The organism is Sphingosinicella sp. YJ22 (assembly GCF_011320075.1).
GTDB lineage: Bacteria > Pseudomonadota > Alphaproteobacteria > Sphingomonadales > Sphingomonadaceae > Allosphingosinicella.
The window spans coordinates 1-10,243 of sequence record NZ_JAANPA010000060.1; the positions used below are offsets into that span (position 1 = coordinate 1).

Sequence of the window (10,243 nt, forward strand, 5' to 3'; positions counted from 1 at the left end):
GGGAGTCGGGCGAGGCGAACAGCCCCCTCTCCCCGGCTGCTTCGCAGCCTTCCCTCTCCCCTGAAGGGGAGAGGGCGACTAACGGCCCCACCCTTCGCGGCCTCGCGCTCGACGCGATCGAGCGCACCCGCTGGGTTCCGGAAAAGTCGAAGAACCGCATCTCCGCCATGGTCGAGGGCCGCCCGGACTGGGTGATCAGCCGCCAGCGCGCCTGGGGCGTTCCGATCGCGCTCTACGTCCACCGCAAGAGCGGCGACTACCTGCGCGATCCGGAGGTCAACGCCCGCATCGTCGCGGCCTTCCGCGCGGGCGGCGCCGACGCCTGGTTTTCGGCCGACCACCAGCAACTGCTCGGCGCCAACTATGACGCCGCCGACTACGAACCGCAGAACGACATCCTCGATGTGTGGTTCGATTCGGGCTCGACCCACGTCTTCACCATCGAGCAGCGCTACGGCGAGGGCGTCCGCGCCAACCTGTACCTGGAAGGCTCCGACCAGCATCGCGGCTGGTTCCAGTCGTCGCTTCTCGAAAGCTGCGGCACCCGCGGCCGCGCGCCCTATGAGGAAGTGCTGACCCACGGCTTCGCCCTCGATCCGCAGGGCAAGAAGATGTCGAAGAGCCTCGGCAACACCACCGATCCGTTGAAGGTGATGGACGAGAGCGGCGCCGACATCCTTCGCCTGTGGGTCGCCTCCACCGACTATTTCGAGGACGTCCGAATCGGCAAGGAGATCCTCGCCGGCACCACCGACGCCTACCGCAAGCTCAGGAACACCTTCCGCTACCTGCTCGGCGCCCTCGACGGCTTCACCGACGCCGAGAAGGTGCCGGTCGGCGAGATGCCCGAGCTCGAGCGCTGGGTGCTTCACCGCCTCGCCTTGCTCGATACCGAGCTCAGGCAGGCCGCGAACGACTATGAGTTCAACCGCTACACGCGGGCGATCCAGGCCTTCGCCAATGACGATCTCAGCGCATTCTTCTTCGACGTGCGCAAGGACGTGCTCTATTGCGAGGTCGGGCCGAACGCGCCGCAGGGGACGCTCAAGCGCCGCGCCTACCGCACCGTGCTCGACACCGTCTTCCACGCGCTGGTGCGCTGGATGGCGCCGATCCTCAGCTTCACCACCGAGGAAGCATGGCTCACCCGCTTCGACGGCGCGGGCTCGGTCCACCTGCTCGAATGGCCGGAGATCGACGCTTCCTGGCGCGACGACAAGCTCGCCGCAGGCTTCGACCTGACGCTGGCCACCCGCGCGCGGGTCACCGAGGCGATCGAGCCGCTCCGCCGCGACAAGGTCGTCCGCTCCAGCAACGAGGCGCGAGTCCTGATTCCGGACGCGCAGCTTGACCTCGTCGGCCAGGGCCGGACAGACCTGTCCGAGCTGTTCATCGTCGCCGAAGTTGCTGGGAACGAGAACGACAATATCGACGTCGAGCGAACGAGCTTCCTCAAATGCGGGCGCTGCTGGCGGCACCTGCCCGAGGTCAAGGAGGACGAAGGCCTGTGCGGACGCTGTTCCGAGGTGTTGGGCGGGGAGATGGTGAATGGCTGAGCTGAGCGAGGCTGCTCCCGAGGCCGAGGCGCCCGCCGCCGCGCAGCCGCGCCGCGGCGACCCTGATTACGTCCCGCCTGCCGTGCGCAAGAACCGCGCCTACGGCTATGTCCTCGCCTTGCTCGTCTTCCTCGCCGACCAGGCGACGAAATGGGTGGTGATCTACCCGCTCCAGCTCCAGTTCCGCGGCGAGATCTCGATCACCTCCTTCTTCAACCTGACCTGGGTACGCAATTACGGCGTGTCGATGGGGATGCTGACCGCGGACAGCGACACGATGCGCTGGGGTCTGGTCGCGATGACCACCGCAATCGCCATCTTCGTCGCGATCTGGCTGTGGCGCGAGAAGCGCCGCGACGACAGCTGGGGCCTCGCGCTGGTGCTCGGCGGGGCGCTCGGCAACATCGTGGACCGGATCCGCTTCGGCTATGTCGTCGACTTCCTCGATTTGCATATCGGCACGTGGAGGCCGTTTTTGGTCTTCAATGTCGCCGACGCCGCGATTACCATCGGCGTGCTGTTATTGCTGGTGCGGGCGCTCCTGACGCGTAAGGAGAAGCCGGCCCGATGAAGGAAGTGACCCCAATGCGTCGTTTGATGATCCTCGCCGTCCCCGCGTCCCTGGTGCTTGCGGGATGCGCCTCGGGCGGCCCGTTCAACCGCGCCCGCCCCGACGAATTCGCTGTCACCCGCGCGCCCGAGCTGATCGTTCCGCCGGAATTCGCGCTGACCCCGCCGCGGCCGGGCCAGGCCGATCCGGGCGGCAGCGATCCGCGCGCCCAGGCGCTCCAGGCCCTGTTCGGCGGCCCGCAGCCGCGCAGCGCGGTGGAGCAGCGTGTGATCCAGCAGGCCGACACCGGCACCGGCGCCGCGCTCGGCGCCCGCTCGGTCGCCGGCGATCCGGACACCCAGGTCGTCAACCGCGGCGCGCTGGTCCAGACCATCATCCAGCTCCCCGCCGGCGACGGCGCCACCGCGAGCGTCGCGGTCCCGCAGTAGGCCTTTAGGGCTTCCCTAACCGTCGTCCCGCTATCCCGGCGGGATGACGCATCAGGCTCCTCCGACACCCGCATTTCCCGGCGGCGATCCCGGCCGTCAGGTCGCCTCGCTGCGCGAAGCCCTCATGCTCGTGCGCAGCGTGTGCGGCGAAGGCGGCGCGGCGGCGCAGGATGCCATGCTCGAGGAAGCCGCCCAGGTGTCGATCGCCTATGAGCGCGCCTCGCCGGTCGCCCAGCGCCGCTTCGACGCCACGGCGGGCGAGATGGCCGCCTGGGCCGCAGCCGGGGTCGAAGCCCTGCTCGGCAATGGCGAGACCCCGCCCCAGGCCCCTGCCCGCCGGCTCGCCGGCAAGATGGAAAGCGGGCTAGACCAGCTACGCGCGCTTCTCCACGTCTCCTGACACCGAGGGCGGCGCCGGCGGCGCCGGCCATGCCTTCACGTGCACGTCCTGCTGCGGGTAGGGCACTCGGATCTTGTGCTCGCGGAACAGCTGCCACAGGCGGTTGAGGATCTCGGAACGGACGTTGCCGATGCCCGCCTCGGGATCGGCGATCCACACCAATATGTCGTGATCGACCGAGCTCTCGCCGAACGCGCGCAGCCACACCCGCGGTGCCGGCGCCTTGAGCACCCGCTCGGCGCTCTCCGCCGCCTCGATCATCAGCTTCTGCGCCAGCGGCAGGTCGCAGTCATAGGCGATGCCGACCGGGATGTGCACGCGCACGTCCGAGCTCGAATAGGACCAGTTCTCGACCTCGCGGGTCATCAGGTCCTCGTTGGGGATGAGGTGCTCCTTCCCGTCTCTAGTAACCACTGATACCGCCCGGACTCCGATCTTGGTGACCGAGCCGTAGGTGTCGCCGACGACGATGACGTCGCCCGGCTTGATCGAGCGGTCCATGAGCAGGATGATCCCGGCGAACAGATTGCCGACCGTCTTCTGGAGCCCGAAGCCGATGGCGAGGCCGAAGGCGCCGCCGAACACCGCGAGCGTGGTCAGGTCGATGCCGGTGAGCTGAAGGCCGACGAAGAAGGCGACGATGACGATGGCGACCGCCGCCAGCTTCTGGGCGAGCAGCTGCTGTGTGGGGTCGAAGCCCGTCACGCTTCGGATCGAATGCGACGCGACCCGGATGAGCAGCCGAACGCCGAGATAGAGCACGACGAGCGAGACGGCGATCCGAACCAGGTCGAGCAATGACAGGCGGCGCGCGCCGATCATGAGCGCGACCCCGTCCAGCGCCTTGGCGATCGCGGCGAGTCCGCCCACCGCATCGGCGAGCACCGCCACGAACACGAAGCTTCCAAGGATCCAGGCGAGCAGGCGGCTCACCTGCAGGGCGCGCACCAGGTTGACCGCGAACAGCGCGCCCGCCGCGGCGGCGGCGAGCCCGATCAGGAACAAGGCGAGCGGCTGCCAGGGATAGACGCTCAGCGCCAGCGTGAGCAGCAGCCAGATGGTGAGATCGCGCGACACGGCGCAGAGGCGCGGCCCGACCTGTGCCGCGCGGGCGCCGGCGCGGCGCTCCCACAAGGCGGCGAGATGCGGGCCGCCCCAGCGGCCGACCGCCCAGCCGAGCAGCGCCGCCGCCGCGACCAGCGCCAAAGCGGCGGCGGCGGAAGCGAAGTCGAACCGCTCGGGCAACGCGATGCCCAACGATGCCGCGATCTGATGCATCATCCCGCGGGATAATGCGCGAGCGCCCGTTTGAGGTCCGTAATGAGATCGTCGGCGTCCTCAAGGCCGATCGAGAGCCGCACCGCGGGTCCTTCCGCCTCCCGACGGGCGGCGGTGCGCAGGCCGATCGGGTCGGACGGCGTCGCCAGGCTCTCGAAGCCGCCCCAGCTCCAGCCGATCCCGAAATGGTCGAGGCTCTCGATCAACCGGTCGCGCGCCGCCTCGTCGCCGCCGTTCAGAACGAAGGCGAACAGGCCGGAGGCGCCGTCGAAATCGCGCACCCAATATTCATGGCCGGGGCAGGACGGCAGCGCCGGATGGAGGATGCGCGCCACCTGCGGCTGTTCGGCGAGCCACTGCGCGATCCTGAGCGCGCTCTCGCCGTGACGCTGCAACCGGACCTCGAGCGTGCGCAGGCCGCGCAGCGCGAGCCAGGCATCGTCGGGACTTGCGGTCTGCCCGAGCGCCTTGCTGGTCCGGTCGAGCCGCTTGACCAGCTCCGGCCGCACCGTGACCGAGCCGATCATTACGTCGGAATGGCCGCCGATATATTTGGTGCAGGCGAGGATCGAGATATCGCAGCCGCGCGCGACCGCCGGGAACAGCAAAGGCGTCGCCCAGGTATTGTCGATCAGGGTGACGATGCCGCGCTCGCGCGCCGCCGCGCAGATGCCCGGCACGTCCTGCACCTCGAAGGTCAGCGAGCCGGGGCTTTCGAGGAAGATCGCGCGGGTCTTGTCGCCGATGAGGTCGGCGATCCCCTCCCCCACCAGAGGGTCGTAGTAGCGGGTCGTAACGCCGTAGCGCTTGAGAAGGGTGTCGCAGAGCATGCGCGTCGGCGCATAGGCGCTGTCGGCCATCAGCAGCTCGTCGCCGGCTTCGAGCACCATCAGCAGCGCGGTCGCGACCGCCGCCGCGCCCGACGGGAACAGCCGGGTGCCACCGGCGCCCGGCTCCATTTCGGTCAGTGCCTCGGCCAGCGCCCAGCTGGTCGGGCCGCCGTTGCGGCCATAATGGAACTGGGCGAATTCGGGCTTGGCGGCCTTCAATTCGGCGACGGTGTCGAACAGCATCGTCGAGGCGCGCCACACCGCCGGGTTGACGATCGGTCCGGTCCACTCGCGGCGGCGCCCCGCGACGGCGAGCCGCGTGCCTTTCCCCTTGCCTCCCCCGGTCTCGCTCACGCGGTCGTGGTCGCCTTGGGCGTGGCGGGATCGGCGCCCCATTCCGACCAGCTGCCGTCATAGAGCCGGCCGCCATCCTTGCCGAGCAGGTGCGCCCCGAACAGCACGGTGCAGGCGGTGACGCCCGAGCCGCAGCTGGCGACCAGCGGCTTGTCGAGATCGACGTCGGCAGAGTCGAATTCGGCCTGGAGCGCGGCGCCACGCTTGAACGTGTTGTCGGCGTTGAACAGCCGGTCCTGGGGCAGGTTCTTCGCGCCGGGGATGTGACCGCTGGGAACGCCGTGGGGATCGACGCCACCGCCCGCGAAGCGATCCGCCGGGCGCGCGTCCAGGACCTGATGAGTCGCCGCATCGAGATTGGCGAGCATGAAGTCCTTGTCGACCGCCGCCTGGTCGTCCTTGAGCGGCGTGAAATGGCCGTGGCGATTGTGCGGTCGGCCGCTCTCGGTCGGGCGCCCTTCCGCGGTCCACTTCGCGAAACCGCCGTCAAGGATCGCCACCTGCGATGCCCCGAAGGTGCGCATCACCCACCAGGCGCGGGCGGAGGTATGGAGCGGCGTGTTGTCGTAGATCACCACGCGGGCGCCGTCGCCGATGCCGAGCGACTGCATGCGGCTGGCGAACTTCTCCGCCGGCGGCAGCATGTTGGGGAGGTGGCTGTCGCTGTCGGCGAGGCTGGCGAGGTCGAGGAACAGCGCGCCGGGTATGTGCGCCGCCTCATATTCGGCGCGGGCGTCGCGGCCCTGCGCGGGCAGGAACAGGCTGGCGTCGACGACGCGCAGATCGTCCGCGCCGAGCTCGCCCGCGAGCCATTCGGTTGAGACCAGGGATTCCATCCGCGCCTCCGCTTTTGCTGCCGCTCCCGTCTCTCCCGCGGGCGCGCGAGTCCAGCCTTTTCGAACCGCCCGGGCCGTTCGGGATCAGGCATCATATCGAATATCGATAATTATACTTGTCGTTTATCGATATGTGCGATATTGAAGAACAGGAAGTCGTTTAGGGAGATTCGATGTGGAACCGCGGGGGCGCTCACTGGCAGGAATCGCGGCGGTCATCCTCCTGGTGCTGATGATCATCATCGGCATCGGCATCGCTGCCGTCGCGGTGGGCGGCGTCGCGCTGCTCTTCACCACCGGCGTCGAAGCCAAGCTGGCGGAGGGACTGCACACCACCGACGTGCCGACGAAGAGCGAGCTCCTGCTGCTGTTCCCGGCCCTGATCCTGATGCTCGGCCTGCTCGTGACGATGCTCCACCGGCTGCGGCGGGTGACGCTGACGGTGCGGAACGGCGACCCGTTCAACGAGCGCAACCCGGGGAACCTACGGGTCATCGCGCTGCTGCTCGCGCTCGGCGAGATCTTCACCACGGTGGCCTTCCTGGCCATCCCCGAAGCGTTCCGCGGCGACGAGGTGAAATACGATCTCGACCTCACCTCCTGGTTCGCGGTGCTCATCGTGCTGGTGCTCGCCGAGGTGTTTCGCGAAGGCGCGCGCCTGCGGGCCGAAGCCGAGCTGACGGTGTAATGGCCATGGGGATCCGCGTGAAACTCGACGAGATGCTCTACCAGCGGCGGATGTCGCTCACCGAGCTGGCCGAGCGCATCGGCCTCACCCTGCCCAACCTTTCGATCCTCAAGACCGGCAAGGCGAAGGCGATCCGCTTCTCGACGCTCGATGCGATCTGCACAGCGCTCGACTGCCAGCCCGGCGACATTCTTGAACATGACCCGAGCGGCCCGGCGGCGCCCGCGGACGAGGAGGCCTGAGCCATGTCCATCGAGATCAACCTGCTGAGCGGCGGCCTGTTCGGCGGCCCGGGCCTGTTGCTGCTGATGATCCTACTGTGGATCATCGTCGACAAGAAGCGCGGCGACCGCGACCGGCGCGACCCCTAACGGCTGCGGATGAACTCGCGAATGTCGCGGCTCAGCGCCGCCCGGTCCGCCTCGCGCACATACATCATGTGTCCGGAGCCGTAATAGCGCCAGGTGAAGCGGTCGCGCGGCATGCCGGTGCGGCTCAGCGAATATTCCGCGGCGAAGAAGGGCGTGGCGAAGTCGTAATAGCCCTGGCCGACGAACACCCGGAGGCCCGAATTCTCCCGCAGCGCCCGGCCGATATAGGGCGCGACGTTGACATAGACGTCGTTGTCGCGGCCGCCGCCGAGGCGCCAGTCCCACGGCGCGCCGAGCCCACCGATCGTCGAATATTGCCGGTCGGTGCGATAGTTCAGGGTTTCACGCAGATGCTGGTTGACCGCGGCGGTGTAGCCCGCGTCGATCCCGTAGAAGCTGGGATCGTTGTCGGGCGACTCGCCGGCATTGTCATAGTCGCGGCCGGTGTAGCGGGAATCGAGCCGGCCGATGGTGAGGCCGCGGTCGCGCAGCAGCTCCTTATAGAAGCGGTCCGGAGTCACCCGCAGGTCGGCATTCTCCAGGAACTGCTCCGACAGGCCGATGAAGCGCGACAGCTCGCGGCGGACCGCGGCGCGCTCGTCGGCGGGCAGCGCGTTGCCCTGGAGAAGAGCGGCGGCGTAGCGGGTGGTGGCGAAGCGGCGAGCCTCCTCGACGAACTGCTCGACCGATCCCGCCTGCGCCTTGCCGTGATAGAGCGCGGTCGCGGCCATGCTCGGAAGGTTGAGGATGTGGACCATCTCGTTGCCCGGCGTGTCCGCGCCGGCGCCGAAATCAAGCACGGTCGAGATGAGCAGCAGGCCGTTCAATGCGACGTCGTTATACTGACCCTCCAGCTGGTTCACGACCGCGGCGGTGCGGGTGGTGCCGTAGCTCTCGCCGCCGAGATATTTGGGCGAGTTCCAGCGGTCGTTCTCGCTGAGCCACTGGCGAATGAACTGCGCGATCGACCGGGCGTCCTGGGTGACCCCGTAAAATTCGCTCGGGTTGGTGTCGCCGAGCGCATGGCTGAAACCGGTGCCGACCGGATCGATGAACACGAGATCGGTGACGTCCAGCAGCGAATGCGGGTTGTCGACGATCGGGTAAGGCGGAGCGCCGTCGTCGGTGCCGTCCGACGGAATCGCCACGTAGCGCGGGCCGAACGCGCCCATGTGCAGCCACAGCGAGCCCGAACCCGGGCCGCCGTTGAACAGGAAAGTGACTGGCCGATTGGGGTCGCGCGGCTCGCGCACATAGGAGACCGAGAAGATGCTGGCGCGCGGATTGCCGTTGTCGGCGCGCAGGAAGGTCTCTCCGGCGGTCGCGCTGTAGCTGACCCGCTGGCCGCCGAACGTGCCGGTGTGGCGGGTGACGACCCGCTGCGGCTCGCGGGTGACCGGCTCCGCCTTGGCCTTCTCGCCGGTCTGGCCCGATTGCTGCGCCGCCGCCTGAACGGAAACCACACCGACGGCGATCAGCGCCGCCGCGACAAGCTTGCCCCTCATCAATCCTCCGCTTCGCTCCGGTCCGCCTCGCGGTACCGCCTGAGATAGAATTCGCTGTAGAATGCCGTGTAGACCGCCGCCGCCGGAGTCGCCACCAGGGCGCCGAGAAGGCCGAAGGCGAGCGCGAAGGCGAGCGCGTTGAACAGCAACAGCACCGGGTGGATGCGCATCGCCGCCCCGCCGATGCGTGGCGCCACGAACGCCCCGATCACCTCGCCCATCACCAGGTAGAAGAGCGCGACATAGACGGCGAGCATGGGGCTGACCGCCAGAGCGACGATGACCGGCGGGATCGACATCAGATAATTGCCGATGCGCGGGATGAACTCGACGAAGAAGGCGAGCGCGGCCCACACCAGCGCGCCGGGCACGTCGAGCCAGGTCAGCACGACGAAGACCAGAACGAACTCGATCATTCCGACGAAGAAGGCCGCCTCCGCCCAGCCGCCGATGCTGCGCAGCGCGCGGCGGTAGGCGCGAACGCCGGTGCGACGGTGCTGACGCGGAAGGCTGCCGATGTAGAATCGAAGCACCGGCCGCGGGCGCGAGACGAGGCCGATGACGCCGCTCAGGAAGATGATGGTGAGGGCGATGCCGCCGAGCACCCGCAGCGAGAGGTTGCTCACGCCCTCGAAGGCCGCGCCGAGGTCCGGTGGGCTGCCATTTGCGACCCAGCCCTGCAGGTCCGGATAACGCGACAGCAGGTCGGCGATCTGGGCGTTGAGGCCCGCGATCAACTCCGGCAGCCGATCGACCAGGGTGGCGACCTGCTCGGCGACGCGCGGGATGACCAGCCAGCCGATCAGGACGAGCGCGGCGAGGAACAGCGCCAGCACGATCGCCGCCGCCGCACGCCGCGGCACGCCGTGGCGGCGCAGCGCCTGGACCGGCATCGACAGCGCCATCGACACCACCACCACCAGGAACAGCAGCAGCAGGGCGGTGACGATCCGCTCGATGAACCACAGGGCCGCGACCGCGAGCGCCGCGGTTATGACGAAGCCGATCCACGATCCGCGCGGCCGCGGCGCCGGAGAGACGGGTCCGCGCGGCTGATTGATGTCGACGGCCATCACCCTTGCCCTAGCGAAGGACAAGGCGGAACGCTACGTTCGGGCAACGAAACAAGGAGCGAGAGAGATGGTGGAACGCGCAGAGCCGCTGCTGTGCCCGGTGGACCAGAGCGTGATGGTCATATCGGCGCGCCAGGGAATCGAGATCGACTATTGCCCGACCTGCCGCGGAGTCTGGCTCGACCGCGGCGAACTGAACAAGATCATCGAGAAGAGCGCCGCGCCGGGCGGGGCCAACGCGCCCGAGGCGCCGCCGGCGCCGCCCGCGGCCAGGACGGCAGCTACAGCGCCGAGGCGATCGTCACCCGGGTCAACGCCGACCTCGCCAACAGCTTCGGCAATCTCGCCCAGCG

Annotated in this window: 12 protein-coding genes and 1 pseudogene; 8 read left to right on the forward strand and 5 right to left on the reverse strand. The window is 68.5% G+C overall.

The annotated features are described in order from the left end of the window. From G7B71_RS14925 to G7B71_RS14940, 4 genes are all read left to right on the forward strand, one after another. A partial coding sequence (locus G7B71_RS14925) for a class I tRNA ligase family protein (RefSeq protein WP_166042353.1) occupies window positions 1-1,556 on the forward strand: 1,556 nt, incomplete at its 5' end. After that, window positions 1,549-2,127, forward strand: a complete 579-nt coding sequence (gene lspA / locus G7B71_RS14930; protein ID WP_166042355.1) for a signal peptidase II — start codon at window positions 1,549-1,551, stop codon at window positions 2,125-2,127. The genes G7B71_RS14925 and lspA, both read left to right, overlap by 8 nt. Window positions 2,128-2,141: 14 nt before the next feature. Beyond that, complete coding sequence (locus G7B71_RS14935; RefSeq protein WP_166042358.1) at window positions 2,142-2,555, forward strand: DUF3035 domain-containing protein; 414 nt, start codon at window positions 2,142-2,144, stop codon at window positions 2,553-2,555. A 124-nt stretch (window positions 2,556-2,679) separates the two neighbouring features. Next, the gene (locus G7B71_RS14940) at window positions 2,680-2,955 is read left to right on the forward strand and encodes a hypothetical protein (RefSeq protein WP_166042361.1); all 276 of its coding nucleotides are present in this window, start codon (window positions 2,680-2,682) and stop codon (window positions 2,953-2,955) included. On the opposite strand, the gene G7B71_RS14945 is transcribed toward G7B71_RS14940, so the two are convergent. The 3 genes from G7B71_RS14945 to G7B71_RS14955 are packed head-to-tail and all read right to left on the reverse strand — an operon-like array spanning window position 2,929 to window position 6,253. Then, window positions 2,929-4,236 (reverse strand): mechanosensitive ion channel domain-containing protein, encoded by a 1,308-nt coding sequence (locus G7B71_RS14945; protein WP_166042363.1) that lies wholly within the window; start codon window positions 4,234-4,236, stop codon window positions 2,929-2,931. The two genes, G7B71_RS14940 and G7B71_RS14945, sit on opposite strands and share 27 nt — an antisense overlap. Then, window positions 4,233-5,459 (reverse strand): cystathionine beta-lyase, encoded by a 1,227-nt coding sequence (metC, locus tag G7B71_RS14950; protein WP_166042365.1) that lies wholly within the window; start codon window positions 5,457-5,459, stop codon window positions 4,233-4,235. The genes G7B71_RS14945 and metC overlap by 4 nt, the downstream gene beginning before the upstream one ends. Beyond that, window positions 5,414-6,253 (reverse strand): sulfurtransferase, encoded by an 840-nt coding sequence (locus G7B71_RS14955; protein WP_166042367.1) that lies wholly within the window; start codon window positions 6,251-6,253, stop codon window positions 5,414-5,416. Before G7B71_RS14955 ends, metC begins: the two co-directional genes overlap by 46 nt. 175 nt (window positions 6,254-6,428) lie before the next feature. Between G7B71_RS14955 and G7B71_RS14960 the strand changes: the two genes are divergently transcribed. The 3 genes from G7B71_RS14960 to G7B71_RS15810 are packed head-to-tail and all read left to right on the forward strand — an operon-like array spanning window position 6,429 to window position 7,312. Then, the gene (locus G7B71_RS14960) at window positions 6,429-6,941 is read left to right on the forward strand and encodes a DUF2975 domain-containing protein (protein ID WP_166042369.1); all 513 of its coding nucleotides are present in this window, start codon (window positions 6,429-6,431) and stop codon (window positions 6,939-6,941) included. 5 nt (window positions 6,942-6,946) lie between these two features. Next, window positions 6,947-7,183: a helix-turn-helix transcriptional regulator gene (locus tag G7B71_RS14965; RefSeq protein WP_166042375.1), complete on the forward strand. Its 237-nt coding sequence runs from the start codon at window positions 6,947-6,949 to the stop codon at window positions 7,181-7,183. Window positions 7,184-7,186: 3 nt separating this feature from the next. Next, the gene (locus G7B71_RS15810; protein WP_279338418.1) at window positions 7,187-7,312 is read left to right on the forward strand and encodes a hypothetical protein; all 126 of its coding nucleotides are present in this window, start codon (window positions 7,187-7,189) and stop codon (window positions 7,310-7,312) included. On the opposite strand, the gene G7B71_RS14970 is transcribed toward G7B71_RS15810, so the two are convergent. Both G7B71_RS14970 and G7B71_RS14975 read right to left on the reverse strand, forming a co-directional pair. Continuing rightward, window positions 7,309-8,817: a peptidase S10 gene (locus G7B71_RS14970; protein WP_166042371.1), complete on the reverse strand. Its 1,509-nt coding sequence runs from the start codon at window positions 8,815-8,817 to the stop codon at window positions 7,309-7,311. The genes G7B71_RS15810 and G7B71_RS14970 overlap by 4 nt on opposite strands. Next, window positions 8,817-9,890 carry an AI-2E family transporter gene (locus G7B71_RS14975; protein ID WP_166042373.1) on the reverse strand — a complete coding sequence of 358 codons (1,074 nt, stop codon included), beginning with the start codon at window positions 9,888-9,890 and terminating at the stop codon, window positions 8,817-8,819. The genes G7B71_RS14970 and G7B71_RS14975 overlap by 1 nt, the downstream gene beginning before the upstream one ends. A 261-nt stretch (window positions 9,891-10,151) precedes the next feature. Between G7B71_RS14975 and G7B71_RS15850 the strand changes: the two are divergent. Then, window positions 10,152-10,243: pseudogene (locus G7B71_RS15850) on the forward strand (class I tRNA ligase family protein); the annotation flags it as partial.